Below are 21,118 nucleotides of genomic sequence, written 5' to 3' on the forward strand. Positions count from 1 at the left end.
CCGGGTGGTCCTGGTGCGCCGTTCCCGTGTTTCAGGACGGCCGCTTGGACCGGGGCAGCTTGTCCACGATCAGCTGGTAGGACAGGTCGAGGAGTTCGAGCAGCTCGTCGTCGGGCACCGCGCCGCCGAGGCTCACCCGGTTCCACCCGTAGCGGCCGATGTAGGCGCTGACCGCGATGTCGTCCGGGTACAGCTCGCGCCAGTGCGCCGCGTCGTCGGCGGTGGCGCCCGACTTCACGCCGACGCTGCCGCCGTCCAGCCCGATGAACGCGAAGATCTTCCCGCCGACCTTGCAGCACAGCTCGCCGTCGCCGAACGGGTACGTCTCCTCGGCGCCGGGCTTGGCCAGGCAGTGCTCGATCACCTCGTCCAACGTCATGGCACCACGCTAACCGGCGGCAATTAAGGTGATCACGTGACTGTCTACACGGACGCGGAGAGCCGGACCCTGCGCACGGCCGTCTTCGGCGCGATGGTGCTGGTGTCCACCGCCGAGCCGGGCGCGCTGGACGAGGAGAGCCACGCGGGCATCCGGGCGATGGCGGCGTTCTCGCCCCGGCTGCGGCAGGTGCTCGGCGCCGCACGTCCCGAACTGCCCGCGGGCTCGACGGCCGAGGTGGAGGCCGGTGTGCTCGACGCGTTGCGGCGCTCGGTCGACATCCTGGCCGCGAAGACGCCCGACGAGGCGACGGCGTTCCCGGCGGCGGTGCTCGCGGTCTGCGCGCAGGTCGCCTCGGCGGACGGCCGCGTCGGTGAGGCCGAGGACGCCGTGGTCGGCAAGGTCCGCGCCGCCCTGGAGGGCTGAGCGCCAGGGGGCCGATCGAGTGGTCCCGCGCCTCCCGGTGCACGGCGGGCCCGGCCGGCGCCTCTTACCCGTGACGGATCACCAACGGGGAACGGGGGGACATCCGCATGGACCACTCGACGACGGCCCGGCGTCCGCACGGCGGTGGGCGGTGAACGAAGCCGAGCTGCCCGAGGCGCCGGTCGGCAGCGCCACACCGGCGGACGTGCCCAATCAGCTCGGGCCGGGTCAAGCCGTGCCCGGTCAGCTCGGGCCTGGTCAGGCCGTGCCCGCTCGCGCGTCCGTCGGGCCGGGGCGCGAGATCGCGTTCACCGACTTCTACCGGGCCACGACGCCGTCGCTGATCGCGTTCCTGGTGTGGCAGGGCGCGCGATTGGCGGACGCGGCCGACGTGGCCCAGGAGACGATGGCGACGGCCTACCGCCGCTGGCACGACCTGGACAACCCGCGCGCGTGGGCGTTCCGGGTGGCCTCACGCGCTCTCATCCGGCGGCTGACGTCGACCCGCGAGGAGCCGTTCGCCGAGCCTCCCGAGCCGTCGCCGCTGGTGCGCGCGACCGCCATCGAGCACTGGGAGCAGCACCACGACATCGCCCGCGCGGTGACGCGGCTGCCACCGAGGCAGCGGCAGGTCATGGCGTGGACGCTCGCCGGCAGCACGCCCGCCGAGATCGCCGCCGAACTCGGCCTGAAAGCCGAAACCGTGCGGTCCACCCTGCTGAAAGCCCGCCGGGCGCTCGCCAAGGAACTGCACGGAGCCGGAGGTGGCCAGTGAACCCGAACCCGTCCGACGAGCACGAAGTCGACCGTTGGCTGACCGAGCGCACCCTCGACGCCGTGGGCGCCGCGCTGGACCTCGACGCCGGGCTCGCCGCGATCCTCCCCGCCGCGCCACGTCCACCGGCGGACGCACCGCCCCGCGGCGGAACGCCCGGGACCACGTTGCGCGAGTTCGCCGACCACCTCGCCACCCGTCCGCCGCACGAGCGCCTCGTCGCGCGGACCTGGCTGCCCCGGCTGGAGCTGGCCGCCGCGCGGTCGTTCACCCGGTCGTCGGCCGCCGTGCGGGCGTTCGACCACGACCTGGCCCGCGCCCGTGACATCGCGCTCACCGAGCGGATCGAGCACCGGCTCGCCGCGCACCCGTCCACCGACGACCTCGTGCGGGTCCGGGCCGACCTCCGGGACCGGGCCCGTGACCTGCGCCGGGACCGCGGGCTGGCCGACGTCCTCGACCGGGCGGTGCTGTCCGCTCTGGACCTCGGCTTCGGACTCGACCTCGGCCGGGCAGGGGACGGCGCGCGCGACCTGGCCCGTGGCCTCGACCTCGCCGTCACGGTGGAGCTCGCGCTGCACCAGGCGGTCACCACCGCCCTGGAGGTCACCCGTGGCCGGCCGTCGATCGACCGGAGGGTTGACGCGCTGCGGGTTCTGCTCGCCGACATCGACCAACGTGCGACGGCGGAGGGCTGTCTGGAGGTCCGTCTCGACGGGTCGATCCCCGCCCGCGTCCGGGACGCCGGTTTCGTCGGACCGCTGGTCCGCCACCTGAACACGGTCCGCGCGGCCGTCCGGGACGTGGTCTTCGCCCGTGACCGGAGCCTGGCCGACCTGCTCGCGCTCGTGCTCGGCGAGGGGCGCGACCTGGCCCTCGACCAGGCACGCGGCCGGGCCACGGCAGCCGACCACGCGTTGGCCCACGACCTGGCGACCGCGCTCGGGCACGGCGGCCGGCCGCACGACGACCGGTTCGACGCCGAGCTGGTCGACGCCGTGGACCGCATCGAGGACGCCGCCACCAACCTGGTAGACGCCGACCTCGCGCACGTGCCCTTGGACGGGATACCGCTGACAGGGCTGCGCTGGTCGACGCGGACGAGGTGGCACGTCGCCTGGCACGACCGGGTCCGGCGCGGCTCCGTCGAGCTGAGGCCGGGCCTCTTCGAGGTCCGCGGCGGGAACGTCGGCGCCGACGACGTGGTCACCGACCTGACCACGTAGCCGAACCGCCGCCCGCCGGGGTGCTCCCCACACCCCGGCGGGCGGCTGTGGCCGCTTCACGCCAGGCACGTCACGCCAGGCACGTCATACCGGACCAGCTCACGCTGGCCACTTCAACGCCGGGCTGCGTCGCCTGGGCAACCTCACGCCGGACTACCGCGCGCCTGCCTGCTCTGCCTCGGGCACTTCACGCCAGGCACCTCGCGCCGTGACTGGTGCACGCCGGGCTCCGTCGCGCCGGGCACGTCACGTTCGGCGGCTTCACCTCAGGCATCCCACGCCCGGCTGCTGCACGCCCGGCGGCTCCACCCTGGCACTTCACATGCCGGGCTGCCGTGCCGGGCACCTCACGCGGGCACCTCATGGCGTGGCCAGTTCACGCGGGCTGCGTCGCGCCCGGCAACCTCACCCCGGGCAGGTCATGCAGGGTTGCTGCACGCCCGGCAGCTTCATCCCGGGCACCCACGCCCGGCTGCGTCGTGCCCGGCGGCTTCACCTCGGCACTTCATGCCGGGTTGAGGCGCGCCGGGCACGTCACGCCGTGGTTACTTCACGCCGGCCGCGTCCATGCCGCGCAGCTCCTTCTTCAGGTCCTGGATCTCGTCGCGCAGTCGGGCGGCCAGCTCGAACTGCAGTTCGCGGGCCGCGTTCATCATCTGGTCGGTCAGCTGTTGCACCAGGTCGGCCAGCTCGGAACGGGCCATCGTGCCGGTGTCGCGGTCGGTCAGGACGCCGGAGCCGCCCCGGCCGTTCGCGCCCGGGTCGCCGGTCGGCTTCTTGCCGCGCGAGGTGTTGCGGCCCGAGCCGCCGGGGGCGATGGCGTCCTCCGCCTCGGCGTAGACCTGCTCCAGGATGTCGGTGATCTTCTTCCGCAGCGGCTGCGGGTCGAGGCCGCGTTCCTCGTTGTACGCGACCTGCTTCGCCCGCCTGCGGTTGGTCTCGTCGATCGCGTGCCGCATCGAGTCGGTGATCCGGTCCGCGTACATGTGGACCTCGCCGGACACGTTGCGGGCCGCGCGGCCGATGGTCTGGATCAGGCTGGTGCCCGAGCGGAGGAAGCCCTCCTTGTCCGCGTCGAGGATCGCGACCAGCGAGACCTCCGGCAGGTCGAGGCCCTCGCGGAGCAGGTTGATGCCGATCAGCACGTCGTAGTCGCCCAGGCGCAGCTGCCGCAGCAGCTCGACCCGGCGCAGCGTGTCGACCTCGGAGTGCAGGTAGCGGACGCGGATGCCGAGTTCGAGCAGGTAGTCCGTCAGGTCCTCGGCCATCTTCTTGGTCAGCGTGGTGACCAGGACCCGCTCGTCCTTCTCCGCACGCACCCGGATCTCGTGCACCAGGTCGTCGATCTGCCCCTCGGTCGGCTTGACCACGACCTCCGGGTCGACCAGGCCGGTCGGCCGGATGACCTGCTCGACGAACTCGCCGCCGGTCTGGCCAATCTCGTACGGGCCGGGCGTGGCCGACAGGTACACCGTCTGGCCGATCCGGTCGGCGAACTCCTCCCATGTCAACGGGCGGTTGTCCAGCGCGCTCGGCAGCCGGAAGCCGTGCTCGACCAGGTTGCGCTTGCGCGACGCGTCGCCCTCGTACATGCCGCCGATCTGCGGCACCGTCACGTGCGACTCGTCGATGACCAGCAGGAAGTCGTCCGGGAAGTAGTCGATGAGGGTCGCGGGCGCGGTGCCCGGGCCGCGGTCGTCGATGTGGCGCGAGTAGTTCTCGATGCCGTTGCAGAAGCCGACCTGGCGCATCATCTCGATGTCGTACGCCGTGCGCATGCGCAGCCGCTGCGCCTCCAGCAGCTTGCCCTGCCGCTCCAGGGTGGCCAGCCGCTCGGCCAGCTCGACCTCGATGTTGCGGATCGCCTTCTCCATGCGCTCCGGGCCCGCCACGTAGTGGGTGGCCGGGAAGATGCGCAGCTCGTCCACCTCCTTGACCACGTCGCCGGTCAGGGGGTGCAGGTAGTAGAGCTTGTCGATCTCGTCGCCGAAGAACTCGACCCGCAGCGCCAGCTCCTCGTACGCCGGGATGATCTCCACCGTGTCGCCGCGCACGCGGAACGTGCCGCGGTTGAACGCGATGTCGTTGCGCGTGTACTGGATGTCGACCAACGCCCGCAGCAGCAGGTCGCGCTCGACCTCGGCGCCGACCTCCAGCTTGATCGACCGGTCGAGGTACGACTGGGGCGTGCCGAGGCCGTAGATGCACGACACGGACGCGACCACGATCACGTCACGCCGGGTGAGCAGGCTCATCGTCGCCGAGTGGCGCAGCCGTTCGACGTCCTCGTTGACCGACGAGTCCTTCTCGATGTAGGTGTCGGTCTGCGGGATGTACGCCTCGGGCTGGTAGTAGTCGTAGTAGCTGACGAAGTACTCCACCGCGTTGTTCGGGAAGTAGCCCTTCAGCTCGTTCGCCAGCTGCGCGGCCAGCGTCTTGTTCGGCGCCATCACCAGCGTGGGCCGCTGCACCTTCTCGACCAGCCACGCCGTGGTGGCCGACTTGCCCGTGCCGGTCGCGCCGAGCAGCACGACGTCCTTCTCGCCGGCGCGGACGCGCTTCTCGAGCTCCGCGATCGCCGCGGGCTGGTCGCCCGCGGGCTGGTAGTCGCTGACCACGCGGAACTTCCCGTCGGTGCGGGGGATGTCACCGACGGGACGGTGCGACGAGTGCGCCTTGACCGGGATCTCGGTTGGGAAAGCCACGGGTACGACGGTACGCCGCGGGTACGACAATTTCCGATCCGGCCCAGGTCAGCGGGCCTTGATCAGCAGTTGCAGTCACACCCGCAGCAGTCGCAGTTGCAGTCGCAGTTCGGGCCGCAGTCGCAGCCGTTGCACCACGCTTCACGCGGCTTGCCGCTGAACGGGCCGGGGTACGGGTCGCGGCAGCAGTACTGGCACGTGCCGCACTGGTACAGCACGGCGAGGCAGCCCAGGATCGCGCCGCGGGTCACCGGCGGCGTCTTCAGCTTCGGCCAGCACCACAGCCCGCTGCCGGGAGGGGGCGGCCCGTCGCCGCGCTTGCCCTTCCTGCCGCCCTTGGGCGGGTCGGGCGGACCACCGTGACCGGGCGCGGAGGGCGGCGGCACGTGACCGGGAGGCGGCACGCTGCCGGGGTGCGGGCCGGGCTGCCCGTAGGGGCCGTGCGGTCCGGGCTGGGCGGGCGGCGGGTACATCCCCGGCGCGGGCTGCCAGCCGGGCGGCGGGGGCGGGTTGTGCGGACCCGGCCCGTGCGAGTGCGAGTGCGTGTGCGGGTCGCCGAACGCCCGCCGGATCGACTCGCGCAGCTCGTGCGCCAGCAGCACGTGCACCAGCCGGTCGTCGGCGAACTCCACCTCCGCCATCGCGAGCTTGATGCCCAACGCCGCGTCCTCGCACAGCCGCCGCGCCTCGTCCAACGTGGTGCCGGTCGCGACGAGGGGGTTCCACGCGCCGGACGCCCGGTCGGCGTCCAGGTCCTCCACCGCGTCCAGCAGGTGCGCCATCCGCCCGAACAGCCTGCCGACCTCGCGCAGCGGCGCCGCGTTGCCCGGCCGCCCGGCCAGCACCGCGGTCTGCGCCACGGCCTCGCCCGCCGCCGTCTCGGTCGGCTCCGTCACGGTCAGCACCGACGCGCCGAGGCCCGCCGCGGCCTCCACCGACGACTGCCGCCGCACGGCGTCCACCAGCACCGCCGTGTCGAAACCCAGGTCGAGCCCCGTCTCCGAGGCCTGCGCCGCCCACCGCCGCGCCACCTGCCTGCCGACACCGCGCATCGGGGCCCGCGCGAACACGCCGTCGCCGTCGGACACGTGGTCACCGACCTTCGCCGACGCCAGCACCAGGGACACCGACGCGGCCAAGCGCGCTCCCATGCCCACGGCGACGTCCGCCGACTGCATGCCCCTCAAGGCGCACGGCCCGGCGGACCGCCGCGACCGTCCGACCTGGGCCTCCACCAGCGCGGAGATGACCAGGCCGTCGTAGTTGGTGACCACGCGGGCCAGGTGGCCGTGGTCGTCGCGCAGCGCCAGGCACAGCCCGCACAGGTGCGCGAGCCACGACTCGCGCAGCTCAGGGCCCAGACGGTTGCGGCAGGGGCGGATGATGCCGAACATGGCGGGAAGAGTAAGCGATCATCCTACTTTCGGGTGACAGAAAGGGGCGTTCCGCCGATGTCGGTGCCTAAGGTCGGCGCTGTGACGTCGAGCGCCACCGGGACACGCATGCACATCCACCCGCCGAAGATCGAGTACTTCGACCTCGACGCGAAGAGCAACACCGACCCCAAGGGTCACCTGCGCGGCGTCGAGGAGTACCGGCTGACCGGGCACGGCCTCTACATGTACCGCCCGGTGACCGGCCACCCGCACCTGTCCCACTTCGAGTCGTGGCTGCTGCCCGCGCACGGCCTGCGCGTCACCCGGCAGTCGTGGCACCCGGGCCACGAGCGCGACTACGACCTGTACGTGGACGTGGTCGAGATCAGCTCCAGCGGCTCGGTGTGGAAGACCGTCGACCTGTACCTCGACCTGGTCGTGCGCACGGGTCGCAGCGTGACCGTGCTGGACACCGACGAGCTGCTGACGGCGCTCGACCACGGGCTCATCCAGGCCGACCGGGCGCAGTGGGCGCTGGAGACGACGTACCGCGCGGTGGCCGGCATCGCCGCGCACGGTCACGACGCGGTGCGCTGGCTCGCGGCCCAGGGAACGATCACCACCTGGCGTCGGCGGTAATACAGACCGTCACACTTGCAGGTCAACCGCCATCGGTGTCCGTCACCTGATAGAGACCGCTTACCACACAGACCGTGATGTAACGAATCGAACCGGATAGTTACCCGGAGCACACTTCCGGCTACCCTCGGGTCGCGTGGGAGCGGTCATCACACCTCAGCTCGTCGACGTGGTCGACACCGTCAGCGCAGTTCGCAGCTACTCCAGCGGCATGTCGCGGCACCTGTCGACGTGCCGGGTGGAGCCCTGGGGACTGCGCCTGGAGTGCCCGACGCCGGAGGACCCGTTCTCCGATTCGGAGGTCACCTGGTTGATGCCCGCGCTCGGACTGCGGCTCACGCACCAGCGACCCCGGTCCAGACACGCGCGCAGCGGCCCGAGCGTGCTCAGCGCGGTCCGCGTGCAGCGCGACGGCCGCGCGTGGCGCACCACCGACCTCCTGCTCGGCCTGGCCGTGCCCGGCGGCACCACCGCGCGGATCGTGCGCTGCGAGGAGTTCGCCGCCGCCGTCGCCGGACGCGTCCTCGGCCCCGGCGACGCCGACCAGGCGCTGCGCATCGTGCACCGGACCCTGGAGGAGGTCAGCCTCCACCGGCACGACCTCGGCTCGTGGCTGACCCACCGGGGCATCTACGACGTCTGGCCCTCCCTGTAGAAGGCGTCCACCCGCGCGGTCGCGGCGGCCATCCACGGCTCCTTCGACTCGCCGTAGGCGAAGCCCTCCGCGTCACCCCGGTGCTTCTCCGCCATCTCCAGCTTCATCGCCGCGTACTCGTCCCGCGCCACGGCGTCGGCCCGCAGCCAGTCGCGGAACCGCAGCGCCCAGTTCCACGCCGGACCGCCCTCGACCCGGACGTGCAGGTTGACCCGCCGTCCCGGATCCGCGCCCGCGTGCAGCCTCTTGTGCCAGTCCTCCGGCGCGTCGCCCTCGTACCTCACGCTGTCCTCAAGGTCGCCCAGGCACGGGAAACCCGCCTGCGCCAACGCCTCCTCCAGCTCCGCCGCCTCCGCCAACGACGTCACGCCGAGCTGGAAGTCCAGCACGTCCTTGGCCGCGAGACCGGGCACCGACGTGGAGCCGATGTGCTCGACCGTGCGGCCACCGGCGGCCAGCCGGATGCGTGCCGCGACCCGTGCCGCCTGGACGGGCCACGTCTCGTCGTACGGCACCACGATCGGGGCGCCGCCGGCGTAGCGGCGCAGCCTGACGTTCGACTCGTACCGCACCAGCCGGTCCGCCCACAGCGCGTCCACCTGCGCCAGCACCAGGTCGGGCGTGCCCGAGTTGTCCAGCCACACGTCCGCGACGGCCCGGCGGCGCGCGTCGTCGGCCTGCGCGGCGACGCGGCGGCGCGCGTCGTCCTCCGCCATGCCGCGGTCGCGCAGCCGGACGAGCCGCTGGTCGAGGTCCGCGTGCACGATCACCACCAGGTGGTACAGCGGCGCCATGTCCTTCTCCACCAGCAACGGGACGTCGTGCACGACGATCGCGTCCTCGGCCGCGGCGGCGATCAGCTCGCCCGTGCGGGCGGCGATCTTCGGGTGCGTGATGCCGTTGAGCGTGGTCAGGGCCTGTTCGTCGCCGAAGACCTTCGCCGCGAGCGCGGGCCGGTCCAGCGTGCCGTCCGCGGCGAGGACGTCCGCACCGAACGCCTCCACGACCTCCCGCAGGCCGTCGGTGCCGGGTTCGAGCACCTCGCGGGCCAGCCGGTCGGCGTCGATCACCACCGCGCCGTGTTCGGCGAGCCTGCCCGCCACCGTCGACTTGCCCGACCCGATGCCCCCGGAGAGCCCCACTCGCAACATGGCGACCAGCCTGCCACGCGGCGGATCTTCAGGCGCCCTCAATAGGTGTCATGGACTGCTGGGCGACGGCGGCGAGGAAGCCGCCGATCGCGTCGTCCGGCAGCACGCCGACCTTCGCCCGGGCCACGAACGTGGTCTTGCCGAGCCAGCCGACGAGCAGCCGCTCGTCCTTGGCGCTGATCAGCTGGCCCTTCCGCTTGCCGACGTCGACCTCGCGGACGGTCGCGCCGTCCTCGCGCTCGGCGGCCACGCTGTCGGCGACCCGGGCGGCGGCCGTCGGCTCGTCGGTGTACGTGGCCAGGCCGATGACGACGGGCGCGGCGGCGATCGGCTGCCGCTCGGGCACGCCGTAGTAACAGTCGATCTTGCCGGTGCGGCCGAGCGACGGTTCCGGGATGCCGATGATGGTCTTCAGCTCGCCGGGCAGCTCGCGGCCGAGCTTCTGGTGGAACAGCTCGACCGGGATGACCAGCTCGCAGTCGTCCGGCAGCGGCCGGTCCGTCATCTGGGGTATCCGGCTGAACGACGTCGGCGGCACGATCGTCGGGATCTGCGGCTGCGCGACGGGCTGCGTCGCCACGGCCGAGCAGCCCGCGCACGCGAGCACCACCATCGCCGCCAACACCGCCGTCCGCATGCCCATAGCATTCTCAATTTAGCGCACGGCGACGCCACGCACCCCCGAAGGAGTGAACGACGATCGCCCCCCGCCCGAGGTGGGCGAGGGGCGATCAGTGTCGTTCAGTCTGCCGGCGAGGATCCGCCGACCGGTGCTGCTCAGGCGCCGCCCGACAGCTTCTCGCGGAGCGCGGCCAGCTGCTCGTCGCTGGCCAGGGTGCCGCCGGCCTGAGCCGGGGCGCCCGTGCTGGACGAGGTCGCGGCGGCCGGAGCCTCGCCACCGGAGGAGTAGTTCGTCTCCCCGGCGGCCTCTTCCTCGGCCGCGGCGGCCTTGGCCACCTGCTTCATGTGGGCCTCGTAGCGCGTGTGGGCCTCGGCGTACTGCCGCTCCCACTCCTCGCGCTGCTTGTCGAAGCCTTCCTGCCACTCCTGGGTCTCCGGGTCGAAGCCCTCGGGGTAGATGTAGTTCCCCTGGTCGTCGTACTCGGCGGCCATGCCGTACTGGGTCGGGTCGAACTCGGAGTCGACCGTGAAGCCCTCGTTGGCCTGCTTGAGCGACAGCGAGATGCGGCGGCGGTCCAGGTCGATGTCGATGACCTTGACCATGACGTCGTCGCCGACCTGCACGACCTGCTCCGGGATCTCGACGTGGCGCTCGGCCAGCTCGGAGATGTGGACCAGGCCCTCGATGCCCTCGTCCACCCGGACGAACGCGCCGAACGGGACGAGCTTGGTGACCTTGCCCGGCACGATCTGGCCGATCGCGTGGGTGCGGGCGAACTGGCGCCACGGGTCTTCCTGCGTCGCCTTGAGCGACAGCGACACGCGCTCGCGCTCCATGTCGACGTCCAGGACCTCGACCGTGACCTCCTGGCCGACCTCGACGACCTCGGAGGGGTGGTCGATGTGCTTCCAGGACAGCTCCGAGACGTGCACCAGGCCGTCCACGCCACCCAGGTCCACGAAGGCACCGAAGTTGACGATGGAGGACACGACGCCCTTGCGGACCTGGCCCTTCTGCAGCTGGTTGAGGAACTCGCTGCGGACCTCGGACTGGGTCTGCTCCAGCCACGCGCGGCGGGACAGGACCACGTTGTTGCGGTTCTTGTCCAGCTCGATGATCTTGGCTTCGAGCTCGCGGCCGACGTACGGCTGGAGGTCGCGGACGCGGCGCATCTCGACGAGGGAGGCGGGGAGGAAGCCCCGCAGGCCGATGTCCAGGATGAGGCCGCCCTTGACGACCTCGATGACCGTGCCCTTGACGGGCTCGTCCTTCTCCTTGAGCGCCTCGATGGTGCCCCAGGCGCGCTCGTACTGCGCGCGCTTCTTGGAGAGGATCAGCCGACCTTCCTTGTCCTCCTTCTGGAGAACAAGAGCCTCGACCTCGTCACCAACCTTGACGACCTCGTTGGGGTCGACGTCGTGCTTGATCGACAACTCGCGCGAGGGGATGACGCCCTCGGTCTTGTAGCCGATGTCGAGCAGGACCTCGTCCCGGTCGACCTTGACGATGGTGCCCTCGACGATATCGCCGTCGTTGAAGTACTTGATCGTCTTGTCGATAGCAGCGAGGAAGTCCTCCTCCGTCCCGATATCGTTGATGGCGACCTGCTTCGGCGCAGCGGCAACCGGGACAGTGGTGGTGTCGGTGGACATTAGGTAGGTGGCTCCGGTACGGATTGGGGTTTGTGGCCTGCGGGTTCAACGCTACGCGGAGGGCACGCCCGACCGCGAAGACCGACTCACCAAGTGATCACCGATCGCAGGACAGCGCGAACCCACTACGCGGGCGATATCGTACGCGGCCGGAAGCCCGCCGGGCAAACCGGCACCCTTGAATGGAGCAGTGTGTCCGACCAGCACGCGAGCGCGGAACAGGCGCTCGGCACGACCGGCATCGCCAAGCGGGGCGTCGACGCGGCCGAGTCGCGCGCGGCCAACCGGATGTGGTGGGACGCCGACGCCGACGACTACCACGCCGAGCACGGCGACTTCCTCGGCGCGGCCGACTTCGTGTGGTGCCCCGAGGGCGTCCGCGAGGAAGACGCCGGCTACCTCGGTGACCTGCGCGGACGTCGCGTGCTGGAGGTCGGCTGCGGCTCCGCGCCGTGCGCCAGGTGGCTGACGTCGCGGGGCGCGCACGCGGTGGCGTTCGACATCTCGGCCGGGATGCTGCGGCACGCGGTGGCGGCGAACGCGGCGACCGGCGTGACCGTGCCGCTGGTGCAGGCCAGCGCCGACCAGCTGCCGTTCGCGTCGGGCAGCTTCGACGCGGCCTGCTCGGCGTTCGGCGCGGTGCCGTTCGTGGCGGACGTGGGCGAGGTGTTCGGGGAGGTCGCGCGGGTGCTGCGGCCGGGCGCGCCGTGGGTGTTCTCGGTGACTCACCCGATCCGGTGGATTTTCCCGGACGACCCGGGACCGGGTGGGCTGACCGTCACCCAGTCGTACTTCGACCGGACGCCGTACGTGGAGGTCGACGACACCGGCCGGGCCACGTACGTGGAGCACCACCGGACCACCGGGGACTACGTGCGGGCGCTCGTCGGTGCGGGCCTGGAGCTGGTGGACGTGGTGGAGCCGGAGTGGCCCGCCGGGCACACCCGCACGTGGGGGCAGTGGAGCCCGCTGCGCGGCAGGCTGTTCCCGGGCACCGCGATCTTCCGCACCCGAAAGCCGTAACCTGCCAGGCATGACCGTCGGTCAAGGGCTGATGGAGGCGCAGAGCGCGCGCTTCGCGAGCGTCGACCCGCTGCTGCCGCCGGCGGTCGTGCCGCCGGACGGCGACGTGATCACCGCGGCGCTGCCGGACGGGACCAGGGTCGCGGGCGTGCTGCAGCGCCAGGTGCACGACCGGCGGTCGCCCGCCCGGCTCTGGTCGGCCACCGAGGTGTGGGAGCTGACGCCGCTGCTGGGCAACGCGGGCGCGGCGGGCATGGACGTGCTGCTGCGCGCGTGGCGCAAGCGGCTCGACCTGCTGGGACCGGCCGAGCGCGACTCGGCGTGCGTGCTGACCTGGCCGAGCCGGGACGCCGAGGCGACCAGGGCGCTGCTGGACCACGGCCTGGTGCCGCTGACCGTGGTCGCGGTGCGGCAGGCGCCTCCGCCGCCGGTGACGGGCGCGGCGACGATCCGCCGGGCCACGCCGGCCGACCTGGAGACGGTGCTGGCCCTGGCGCTGGCCGAGCTGCGCTACTCGTCCATGGTGGGCTCGACGGTGCACCGGCCGGACGCGGTGGCGCTGAAGCGGCGGACGCTGGCCGAGCGGCTGGCCACGGGCGGTCCGGCGTGGCTGGCCGAGCGGGACGGCATCGCGGTGGCGCTGGCCGAGTGCGCGGTGGTGACGTCGGAGCCGGGCAACTGGACGGCGACGAGGCTGCCGCACGGCCGCTGGGGCTACGTGAACTGCGTGTCCGTGCTGCCGGGCGCGCGCGGCACCGGGGTGGGCCGGCAGCTGATGGCGCACGCGCACCGCGAGCTGCACCGGCTGGGCACGGTCGGCACCTATCTGTACTACAACCCGCCGAACCCGCTGTCCTCGGTCTTCTGGCCGCGGCAGGGCTATCGCCCGCTGTGGACGATGTGGGAGGTCCGCCCCGCCGGGGCGTTGCGCTAACCGGCCGCGCGCCACATCACACCGCGTCGAGTTGCGCGCCACCCTCGACCGGACCACTATTTGAACTGACCGGTCAGTTCAAAAGGAGGTCCCGCTGTGCAGATCCACGCACGGCGCGTCGGCGTGAACGGACCGCACGGTCCGCTGCTGAAGCCGACATCGCTGCTGGTGAAGCCGGGCGAGCTGGTGCTGGTCGCGGGCGACCCCGGCGCCGGGCACACGGCCCTCGGCCTGGTGCTGTCCGGGCGGATGCGCCCCAGCACCGGCGAGGTCTCCCCCGCCGCCGCCGACCTGCGCCGGCACGTCGTGCTGGTCGACTCACCCGACGTCAGCGAGCCCGAGGCGTCGCTGACGCTGGCCGGCGTGGTCGGCGAGGAGCTGGCCGTGAACGGCGCCCGCAGCGGCCGCAAGGCGGTGGCCGACTGGCTGGTCGAGCGCGGCGCGGACGCGCACCTGGACCACCGGTTCGAGCAGGTGCCCGCCGCCACCCGGTGCGCGCTGATGCTGGAGCTGGCCGCGGGCAGGCCCGGCGCGACGACCCTCGTGCTGGACAACCCCGACCGCTACCACGGCGACCCGAAGGGGTGGCTGGAGCTGGCGCGCGGGCACGTGACGCCCGAGCGGTCCGTCGTCGTCCTCTGCACCACCACCAGCGCCACCGTGCTCGACGTGCCCGTCGCGCGGATCGGCGCCGACAACGTTGACGAGGAGTCCGAGTGACCGCCGTCCGGATGGCGTTCAACGAGCTGCGCCGGATCACCTCCGGCACGCTGCCCAAGCTCGCCGTGGTGGCGTTGACGCTGGTGCCGCTGCTCTACGCGGCGCTGTACCTGTACGCCAACAAGGACCCTTACGCGCACCTCAACCAGGTGCCCGCCGCGCTCGTCGTGGAGGACAAGGGCGCGACCGCGAGCGACGGCACGCGCCTGGACGCGGGCCACGAGGTGGCCGAGGAGCTGGTGGACGGGGACAGGTTCGACTGGCGCCGGGTGGACGCCGCGCAGGCCGAGCAGGGCGTGCGCGACGGGACGTACACGTTCGCGCTGACCCTGCCCGAGGACTTCTCGCAGGCACTGCTGTCGTCCGGCGACTTCACGCCGCGCCAGGGCGTGATCGTGCTGACCACCAACGACGCGAACAACTACCTCGGCTCCACGATCGCCAACCAGGTCGTGGCCGAGGTGCGCCGGTCGGTGTCGGTGCAGGTCGGCGCCGAGGCCGCGGACAAGCTGCTGCTCGGCTTCTCCACCATCCGGCAGAAGACCGCAGAGGCCGCCGACGGCGCGACGAAGCTCGCCACCGGCCAGCAGGACGCCTACACCGGGGCGCAGCAGCTCGCCGACGGCACGGCGCCCTTGGCGGACGGCGCGGCGCAGGTGTCGTCCGGCCTCACGCAGCTGCGCGACTCGACGGCGGACCTGCCGGTGAAGTCGCAGCAGCTGGCGTCCGGGGCCAAGCAGGTCGCCGACGGCAACGAGACCGTCGCCAGGACCGCCGAGGACTACGCCGCCAAGGCGCAGGACCTGGTCACCCGGCTGGACGCGGTCAACGGCGACGTGGCCGCCAGGTTGCGCGCGCTCGGGTTCACCGAGGAGCAGGTGCAACGGGTGCTCGGCACGTTGGGCGAGGCCCGCCGGCCCGTGGACGACGCCAACGCCAAGGTGCAGGGCACGGCCGGGCAGCTGCGCACGCTCGCCGACGGGGCCAGGCAGGTCTCCGACGGCGCGGCCCAGCTCGCCGCGAGCACGCCCGCGTTGGCCAACGCGATCACCCGGCTGAACGACGGCGCGGCGCAGGTGTCGTCCGGCGCGGCGCAGGTGCGCGACGGCGCGGGCCGGCTGCGCGACGGGGAGGCGCAGCTGGTGGACGGGGCGAACCAACTGCGCGACGGCCTGGCCGCGGGCGTCTCGGAGATCCCCAACCCCGACGACCCGACCCGCGAGTCGACCGCGCGGACCATCGGCGACCCCGTGAACGTGCGCGGGGTGAGCCAGACGTCGGCGGGCAGCTACGGCGCGGGCCTGGCGCCGTTCTTCCTCGGGCTGGCCGCGTGGATCGGCGCGTTCGTGCTGTTCCTGCTGCTCAAGCCGCTGTCGAGGCGCGGGTTGGCGGCCGGGCAGTCGCCGCTGCGGGTGGCGCTGGGCGGCTGGCTGCCCGGCGCGCTGCTCGGCGCGGCGCAGGTCGTGGTGATGTATGCGGCGGTCACGCTGGTGGTGGACATCCGGCCGTCGCACCCGCTGGGCGCGCTGGCGTTCCTGCTGCTGGTGTCGGCCACGTTCGTGGCCGTGCTGCACGCGTTGAACGCCCTGTTCGGCGCGGTCGGCAAGTTCATCGGCCTGGTGCTGCTGATCCTCCAGCTGGTCAGCGCGGGCGGCACGTTCCCGTGGCAGACCATCCCCGTGCCGCTGTACCCGCTGCACTACGGGCTGCCCATGGGCTACGCCGTGGACGGCCTGCGGCACCTCATGTACGGCGGTTCGCTGGGCGGCGTCGGCCGGGACGCGCTGATCCTGGTCGGCTACCTGGCGGCGGGCCTTGCCTTGTCGACGCTCGCCGCGTACAAGCAGCGGGTGTGGACTCCCAGCCGACTCAAGCCGGAACTCGTGCTGTGACCGGCCCGCGCCGCGGCCGCACCGCCGCGACCAAGCAGAAGCTGTTCGACGCCGCCCTGCGGCTCGTCGGCGAGCGGGGCGCGGCCAGTGTCACGGTGGACGAGATCGCCGCCGAGGCGGGCGTGGCGAAGGGCACCGTCTACTACAACTTCGCCAGCAAGGACGCGCTGGTGGACGCCCTGCTGCGGCACGGCGTCGACCTGCTGGCCGCGCGGCTCAAGGTCGCCGAGGAGGAGGACGAGACGTCGTCGGCGATGGCGTCGCTGGTGGACGGGATGCTCGGGTTCTTCGCCGAGTACCCCGCGTTCGGGCAGCTGCTGGTGTCGGAGCTGTGGCGCACCCCCGGCCAGTGGCACGACACGTTGAGCCTGCTGCGCGACGACATCGTGTCCATCGTGCGCGGCCAGATGCAGCGGCTGTCCGACGCGGGCCGGCTGCCCGACGGCGTGCAGGTCGGCACGGCGTCGGCGGCGTTGTTCGGCACGCTGCTGGTGATCGCGCTGGACTGGCAGGTGTTCCAGCCCGAACGCAGCCTCGCCGACGTGCGCGAATCGGTGTTGTCGCTGGTGCGGGGCCTGCGGCCGGGCTAGCCGCTACCTCGGGTCGACCGACGGGACCATGTGCAGCAGGTTCCGCACCACCGGAGACAACGGCGGCCCGGCGCCCAGGAACCGCACGAGCGCCTCGTCGTCCTCGTCTCCCAGGTGCTCCTCCAGCGCCCGCAACAGGCCTTCGTCGGTCCACAGCCGGTCGACGACGTCCGGCCACACGTCCCGGAGCACCACCCACTTGGCCAGGTGGGCGGGTGTGACGGGCGAGCCCGCGTCGAAGACGCCGCGTTCCACCGCCACCACGACGGCGAGCCGGAGCTGGTTGCGCCACCGGTCGACGTCGAACGGGTCGGCCGGCTTCGGCGCGAAGTCCTGCAACGCCGCCCACGCGGCCCGGGTGCGGCTTTCGCGGGTAGCTCCCGCGGCTTCGGCGGACGGCTCGTCGGCCACCGTCACCGACGTCCCGCTCTCCGCCGCCCGATCGGGGGCCCGGTCCGGGAGCAGCCAGAACACGACCGCGAACGCCAGCGCCGCGCCGCCGATGACGACCGCGGCCGAGACCGCGGGCACGTCGCCGCCCCCGACCCAGCCCTGGAACAGCCCGCCCAGCGACTCCAGGACGACGTCGCCCCACTGGATGAGCGAGTAGACGATCATGCCGAGGAACAGGAACCCGATGAACCCGGCGAGGCTCTTCTGATCCCCGAACAGGTACCTGATCCCCATGACAGCGATGATGATCGCGACCAGAGGCGCGATGAACCCCCGGATGTCTGGCGCGATGGCCTCGCCGGAGACCGCCAACAGGATGTCCAACGTCATGTCCGGCTCACCGTTCCCAGACCTCGTCGCTCGTCGCGTGCGGCAGGGCCACGACGTTGGGGATCAGCTTGCGCACGTGCCGGCGGCCCAGGCGGCGGGCGTGCGCGGACTCCACCGGCAGCCCCGTCTTGCGGACCGCGGCCTCCTCCATCGTCCTCAGGTCGCCGAGGAACACCAGCACGACGCCGGGAGCACGCACGATCTTCTTGGCCGTCTCGCACAGCTCGAGCACGAAGTCGCCACCGCACCTGTCGATGTTCCGCACGACGACCACGAACCGGCGACCGTGCCGGCGAGCGCGCAACGCCTGGCGGACGAGCTTCGCCAACTGGTCGCGGACCTCCTCGAACGTGCCCTTCGTGGCCTCGTCCCGCACGCTCGCGGTGAACCGGGCGATCGCGGTCGTCGCCGTCCACGCCCGGCCCAGCACGACCCAGAACACCAGGGCGAGCAGGACGGCGGCCACCACCGGTGAGCGGACGGCCTGGGACGCGAGTTCGCCGACCGGGCCGCCCTTGCCCGCCATGCTGAAGACGGCGGCGCGCACGTCGGGCAGCGCGACGACGCCGGCCGCGATGAACGCCGACACCACACCGGCGAGGACCTTGCGCCGCCGTCGCGTCCGCGGCGAACTCATCTCGACGGAGATCGGCTGGAACGCCCGGCGCACCCGGTTCCGGCGTTCCCCGGCGGCACGCGCGACGCCGCGCGCCAGCAGCCCGCCGGCCGGCAGCGCGTCACCTTCCCAGTCGGCCGCGTCGAGCGAGCAGACGACGTGGGACCGCGCGGGCAGCCGCTCCCGGAGCAGATCGGCGATGTCCGGCTGTCCTCCCGTGTCCCAGCCCGTGACGGCGACCGTGATCGGCGGGTCGTCGTCGGGCCACTCGACGACCACCACCTCGATCGCGGTGACGACCGCGTCGGCGGGAGACGGTCTGGCGTGGTCGGGCTTCGCCGGCGTCGTGCTCGAGGAGGTCCCGGGCTTCATGCGCGCCTCCCCGTGAGCGTTCCGGCACGCGGAGTATCGCACCGAACACGCGACGTGAACCCGCATCGAGCGGTGTGTCGGCGGGCGGGCTAGTGGCGCATCACCCAGGTGTCGACCTCGCCCACCTGGTGCACCGACGGCGGCCGGCCGTCCAGGGCGCGGTGGACGGCTTCGAGCACGCCGACCGACGCCTCCTCGTGGCTGAGCCAGCGGGTGCTGCCGCCGTGCCGGACGAACCCCAGCACGACCTGCTGCGTCGGGTGGCCGTCCAGGGCCGGGTCGGGCACGCCGCGGACCGCGTGGATGGCGCCGCTGTCGTGCACCTCGACCACCGGCGCGTGCGGTGCGAGCAGGGGCGCGACGGCCCGCAGCACGGCGTCCCGGTAGCTCGCGTGCACCCAGGCCACGAGCAGGTCGGCGGGCCGGTCGACGACCTCCCGGACCCGCTCTGCCAGCTCGACCGGTCTGGCCCAGTCCGCCGCGACCGCGACCCGCGAGCCCTCCACGCCGGTCACGTGCGGCACGTGGCCGCGCCCGCGCAGGGCCGCCTTCGCCGCGCTGCCCAGCACGCCCTCGGGTCGCCGGCTGGGCAGCACGACCTGCCACCCCTGCGCCAGCAGCTCGTCCGCGCACCCCTTCAACATCCCGGTGCCACCCAGGACCAACGCCGTCCGCTCGCTCATCGCACCGACTCCTCGCCGCGCTCCGCCGCCCGTCGCAACGGGCCGGACCGCCATTGGTCGACCTCACGCTGCCCGCGCAGCCGCACCACCGCGAGTCGATCGGCGTGCTCGCCCCGGAGCACCGCCCGGACCCGCTCGCCGGTGCGGGCATGCGACTTCCACGCCCACCGCAACAGGTGCTCGGGATCGGTGAACACCGTGCGCAGGGGCGGTTCGACGTTGCCGTTCCACAGCTCCTCGCGGCGCAGCCGGCGCACCGCCGTCCGCACCGTCACCCGCCGCATCACCACGTGCCGCGGGTGGTCCAGCCAGAGCAGCGTGTCGGCGTGCTCCAGCAGCACCGGCCGCGCCAGGCTGTACTGCCACTCGGTGGCCCACGCGTCGCCCTTGACGAACCGGCGCACGTCGGCCTCGAACTCGGGCCTGGCCGTCCACTGTGGACCGTGGAACAGCGAGTCCATCTCCACATAGGACAGCCCGAGCGTGCGTGCGACGAGACTGGCCAGGGTCGATTTCCCGGAGCCGGACGTGCCGGCCACGAGCACCCGACGCGGCGGGTGCGGCAACTCGTCGGCTGGTCCCAGGAGCGGCACCGAGCCAGGCTACCGCCAACCGGCGTCGAGCAACTCCGCCACGCGCACGGGTTCTCCCGTCTCCAGGCTCCGGTTCGCCGCGAAGCCCGTGACCAGGGACAATGCCCCGTCGCGGTGCGTGGCCCGGCGGCCGAGCGGGTCCGGTTGGCCGGGCGGGCCGTAGAGCACCGCGGTCATCCGCGCGTCCGCGCCGCCGTGCCCGGCGCCGCCCGCCTCCAGCGGGACCTCCGCGGCCCGCCCGAACAGCGGCTGCACGGTCAGCCGGACGTGCCCCTCCTCGGGGTTGGCCTCCTTGCCGTGCACGCCGGGCTGCTGGCCGCTGACCCAGCTGTTCTCCACGACCTCCAGCTCCAGCCGGCCGCGGCTGCCGTTGACCATGAGCCGGTAGCCCTCCCACGGCGAGTAGGCCGTGAGGTGGTAGGTCAGGTTCGCGCCGTTGGCGTAGCGCACCAGCACCGACAGGTCGTCCTCAATGGACACACCGGGCGCGAACGGGTTCCGGTCGCGGTGGTAGCCGTCCTCGTGCTCGGCGTCGAGGTAGAGCCGGCGCAGCCACTTGTCGCGCTCGACGTGCAGGGCGAACGGGTCGTCCTGGGCCTCCGGCGAGCCGTGCACCCGGTCGTAGGGCCGGTGGTGGCCGTGGCGCTTGCCGTTCTCGTCGCCGTAGAAGAACAGCCGCCCGTGCGCGTGCACGACCTCCGGCGCCGAGTCGACCCACCAGTTGAGCAGGTCGAAGTGGTGGGTGGCCTTGTGCACCAGCAGGCCGCCGGAGTTGGCCTTGTCCCGGTGCCAGCGGCGGAAGTAGTCGGCGCCGTGGCGCACGTCGAGCAGCCACTCGAAGTGCACTGAACCGATCTCGCCGACCGCGCCGCCGGTCAGCAGCTCGCGGACCTTCTCGTGCACCGGGTTGTACCGGTAGTTGAACGTGACGGCGACCCGGCCGTCGGTGCGCTCGACCGCGTCGAAGACCTTGCCGACGCCCGCCGGGTCGACCGTCATCGGCTTCTCGGTGACGACGTCGCAGCCCGCGTCCAGCGCCTCCACGATGTAGGTGTCGTGGTGGCGGTCGACCGTGCAGACCACGACGACGTCGACCCGCTCGGCCTCGATCATCCGCAGGAAGTCCTCGGCGGCGTAGGTCGGCACAGGCCGGTCCAGGCGTTCGTTGTGCACGGCCATGCGGGTGGGGTTGACGTCGCAGAACGCGACCAGCTCCCCCTGCTCCGCGTGCCTGACGATCGCGTCGACGTGCAGCTCGGCGCGTGCGCCGGTGCCCACGACCGCGTAACGCCTGCGTGCCATGCGC

The 21,118-nt window shown here is 72.6% G+C and carries 21 protein-coding genes; 10 read left to right on the top strand and 11 right to left on the bottom strand.

All coding sequences use genetic code 11. The features are described 5' to 3' along the window. Positions 1–31 precede the first annotated feature (31 nt). Positions 32–379, bottom strand: a complete 348-nt coding sequence (locus ADK67_RS22715; RefSeq protein WP_053718499.1) for an MmcQ/YjbR family DNA-binding protein — start codon at positions 377–379, stop codon at positions 32–34. A 36-nt stretch (positions 380–415) separates the two neighbouring features. Between ADK67_RS22715 and ADK67_RS22720 the strand changes: the two genes are divergently transcribed. The 3 genes from ADK67_RS22720 to ADK67_RS22730 all read left to right on the top strand — a co-directional run bounded on the left by ADK67_RS22720 (position 416) and on the right by ADK67_RS22730 (position 2,806). Then, complete coding sequence (locus tag ADK67_RS22720) at positions 416–805, top strand: hypothetical protein (RefSeq protein WP_063797692.1); 390 nt, start codon at positions 416–418, stop codon at positions 803–805. A 151-nt stretch (positions 806–956) separates the two neighbouring features. Then, entirely contained in the window at positions 957–1,580 is a 624-nt protein-coding gene (locus ADK67_RS22725) for a sigma-70 family RNA polymerase sigma factor (protein ID WP_197289577.1), read from the top strand. Next, positions 1,577–2,806, top strand: a complete 1,230-nt coding sequence (locus ADK67_RS22730) for a hypothetical protein (protein ID WP_053718500.1) — start codon at positions 1,577–1,579, stop codon at positions 2,804–2,806. The genes ADK67_RS22725 and ADK67_RS22730 overlap by 4 nt, the downstream gene beginning before the upstream one ends. A 545-nt stretch (positions 2,807–3,351) precedes the next feature. On the opposite strand, the gene uvrB is transcribed toward ADK67_RS22730, so the two are convergent. Continuing rightward, positions 3,352–5,511, bottom strand: coding sequence for an excinuclease ABC subunit UvrB (gene uvrB, locus ADK67_RS22735; protein WP_053718501.1), 2,160 nt, complete (start codon positions 5,509–5,511; stop codon positions 3,352–3,354). A 62-nt stretch (positions 5,512–5,573) separates the two neighbouring features. Continuing rightward, positions 5,574–6,905, bottom strand: coding sequence for a DUF5685 family protein (locus ADK67_RS22740; RefSeq protein ID WP_053718502.1), 1,332 nt, complete (start codon positions 6,903–6,905; stop codon positions 5,574–5,576). A gap of 108 nt (positions 6,906–7,013) precedes the next feature. Here ADK67_RS22740 and ADK67_RS22745 point away from each other — a divergent pair, with 108 nt between their 5' ends. Both ADK67_RS22745 and ADK67_RS22750 read left to right on the top strand, forming a co-directional pair. Then, positions 7,014–7,526, top strand: a complete 513-nt coding sequence (locus tag ADK67_RS22745; RefSeq protein ID WP_053718560.1) for a DUF402 domain-containing protein — start codon at positions 7,014–7,016, stop codon at positions 7,524–7,526. A 136-nt stretch (positions 7,527–7,662) separates the two neighbouring features. Continuing rightward, positions 7,663–8,181, top strand: coding sequence for a DUF402 domain-containing protein (locus tag ADK67_RS22750; RefSeq protein WP_053718503.1), 519 nt, complete (start codon positions 7,663–7,665; stop codon positions 8,179–8,181). Here ADK67_RS22750 and coaE read toward each other — a convergent pair. The 3 genes from coaE to rpsA all read right to left on the bottom strand — a co-directional run bounded on the left by coaE (position 8,157) and on the right by rpsA (position 11,606). Next, the gene (coaE, locus tag ADK67_RS22755) at positions 8,157–9,332 is read right to left on the bottom strand and encodes a dephospho-CoA kinase (RefSeq protein WP_053718504.1); all 1,176 of its coding nucleotides are present in this window, start codon (positions 9,330–9,332) and stop codon (positions 8,157–8,159) included. The genes ADK67_RS22750 and coaE overlap by 25 nt on opposite strands. 28 nt (positions 9,333–9,360) lie before the next feature. Then, positions 9,361–9,969: a hypothetical protein gene (locus ADK67_RS22760; protein ID WP_231648315.1), complete on the bottom strand. Its 609-nt coding sequence runs from the start codon at positions 9,967–9,969 to the stop codon at positions 9,361–9,363. A gap of 140 nt (positions 9,970–10,109) precedes the next feature. Beyond that, on the bottom strand, positions 10,110–11,606 hold the full coding sequence (gene rpsA / locus ADK67_RS22765) for a 30S ribosomal protein S1 (RefSeq protein ID WP_033442914.1): 1,497 nt from the start codon (positions 11,604–11,606) through the stop codon (positions 10,110–10,112). 192 nt (positions 11,607–11,798) lie between these two features. Here rpsA and ADK67_RS22770 point away from each other — a divergent pair, with 192 nt between their 5' ends. The 5 genes from ADK67_RS22770 (at position 11,799) to ADK67_RS22790 (ending at position 16,765) form a co-directional block, all read left to right on the top strand. After that, positions 11,799–12,629, top strand: coding sequence for a class I SAM-dependent methyltransferase (locus ADK67_RS22770; RefSeq protein WP_053718506.1), 831 nt, complete (start codon positions 11,799–11,801; stop codon positions 12,627–12,629). Positions 12,630–12,639: 10 nt separating this feature from the next. Further along, positions 12,640–13,563, top strand: coding sequence for a GNAT family N-acetyltransferase (locus ADK67_RS22775; protein ID WP_053718507.1), 924 nt, complete (start codon positions 12,640–12,642; stop codon positions 13,561–13,563). 96 nt (positions 13,564–13,659) lie between these two features. Continuing rightward, positions 13,660–14,283 (top strand): hypothetical protein, encoded by a 624-nt coding sequence (locus ADK67_RS22780; protein ID WP_053718508.1) that lies wholly within the window; start codon positions 13,660–13,662, stop codon positions 14,281–14,283. Next, positions 14,280–16,175 (top strand): YhgE/Pip domain-containing protein, encoded by a 1,896-nt coding sequence (locus ADK67_RS22785; protein WP_053718509.1) that lies wholly within the window; start codon positions 14,280–14,282, stop codon positions 16,173–16,175. Before ADK67_RS22780 ends, ADK67_RS22785 begins: the two co-directional genes overlap by 4 nt. Further along, positions 16,172–16,765 (top strand): TetR/AcrR family transcriptional regulator, encoded by a 594-nt coding sequence (locus ADK67_RS22790; RefSeq protein ID WP_053718510.1) that lies wholly within the window; start codon positions 16,172–16,174, stop codon positions 16,763–16,765. The genes ADK67_RS22785 and ADK67_RS22790 overlap by 4 nt, the downstream gene beginning before the upstream one ends. A 3-nt stretch (positions 16,766–16,768) precedes the next feature. Here the strand turns inward: ADK67_RS22790 and ADK67_RS22795 are convergent, their stop codons facing one another. From ADK67_RS22795 to ADK67_RS22815, 5 genes are all read right to left on the bottom strand, one after another. After that, the gene (locus ADK67_RS22795) at positions 16,769–17,548 is read right to left on the bottom strand and encodes a hypothetical protein (protein WP_053718511.1); all 780 of its coding nucleotides are present in this window, start codon (positions 17,546–17,548) and stop codon (positions 16,769–16,771) included. Positions 17,549–17,555: 7 nt separating this feature from the next. Next, positions 17,556–18,536, bottom strand: a complete 981-nt coding sequence (locus tag ADK67_RS22800) for a P-loop NTPase fold protein (RefSeq protein WP_053718512.1) — start codon at positions 18,534–18,536, stop codon at positions 17,556–17,558. Positions 18,537–18,625: 89 nt separating this feature from the next. Next, positions 18,626–19,219 carry a hypothetical protein gene (locus tag ADK67_RS22805; RefSeq protein ID WP_053718513.1) on the bottom strand — a complete coding sequence of 198 codons (594 nt, stop codon included), beginning with the start codon at positions 19,217–19,219 and terminating at the stop codon, positions 18,626–18,628. Beyond that, positions 19,216–19,812, bottom strand: a complete 597-nt coding sequence (locus tag ADK67_RS22810; protein ID WP_053718514.1) for an AAA family ATPase — start codon at positions 19,810–19,812, stop codon at positions 19,216–19,218. The genes ADK67_RS22805 and ADK67_RS22810 overlap by 4 nt, the downstream gene beginning before the upstream one ends. Positions 19,813–19,821: 9 nt before the next feature. Then, positions 19,822–21,114: a Gfo/Idh/MocA family protein gene (locus ADK67_RS22815; protein ID WP_053718515.1), complete on the bottom strand. Its 1,293-nt coding sequence runs from the start codon at positions 21,112–21,114 to the stop codon at positions 19,822–19,824. Positions 21,115–21,118 lie beyond the last annotated feature (4 nt).

The sequence above is a fragment of the Saccharothrix sp. NRRL B-16348 genome, from assembly GCF_001280085.1.
In the GTDB taxonomy this organism is placed as follows: Bacteria; Actinomycetota; Actinomycetes; order Mycobacteriales; family Pseudonocardiaceae; genus Actinosynnema.

Coding starts and splice junctions, on each gene's coding strand:
- ADK67_RS22715 (WP_053718499.1), bottom strand. CDS start 379: ATGACGTTGGACGAGGTGATCGAGCACTGCCTGGCCAAGCCCGGCGCC.
- ADK67_RS22740 (WP_053718502.1), bottom strand. CDS start 6,905: ATGTTCGGCATCATCCGCCCCTGCCGCAACCGTCTGGGCCCTGAGCTG.
- ADK67_RS22745 (WP_053718560.1), top strand. CDS start 7,014: ATGCACATCCACCCGCCGAAGATCGAGTACTTCGACCTCGACGCGAAG.
- coaE (WP_053718504.1), bottom strand. CDS start 9,332: ATGTTGCGAGTGGGGCTCTCCGGGGGCATCGGGTCGGGCAAGTCGACG.
- ADK67_RS22760 (WP_231648315.1), bottom strand. CDS start 9,969: ATGCGGACGGCGGTGTTGGCGGCGATGGTGGTGCTCGCGTGCGCGGGC.
- rpsA (WP_033442914.1), bottom strand. CDS start 11,606: ATGTCCACCGACACCACCACTGTCCCGGTTGCCGCTGCGCCGAAGCAG.
- ADK67_RS22775 (WP_053718507.1), top strand. CDS start 12,640: ATGACCGTCGGTCAAGGGCTGATGGAGGCGCAGAGCGCGCGCTTCGCG.
- ADK67_RS22795 (WP_053718511.1), bottom strand. CDS start 17,548: ATGACGTTGGACATCCTGTTGGCGGTCTCCGGCGAGGCCATCGCGCCA.
- ADK67_RS22800 (WP_053718512.1), bottom strand. CDS start 18,536: ATGAAGCCCGGGACCTCCTCGAGCACGACGCCGGCGAAGCCCGACCAC.
- ADK67_RS22805 (WP_053718513.1), bottom strand. CDS start 19,219: ATGAGCGAGCGGACGGCGTTGGTCCTGGGTGGCACCGGGATGTTGAAG.
- ADK67_RS22815 (WP_053718515.1), bottom strand. CDS start 21,114: ATGGCACGCAGGCGTTACGCGGTCGTGGGCACCGGCGCACGCGCCGAG.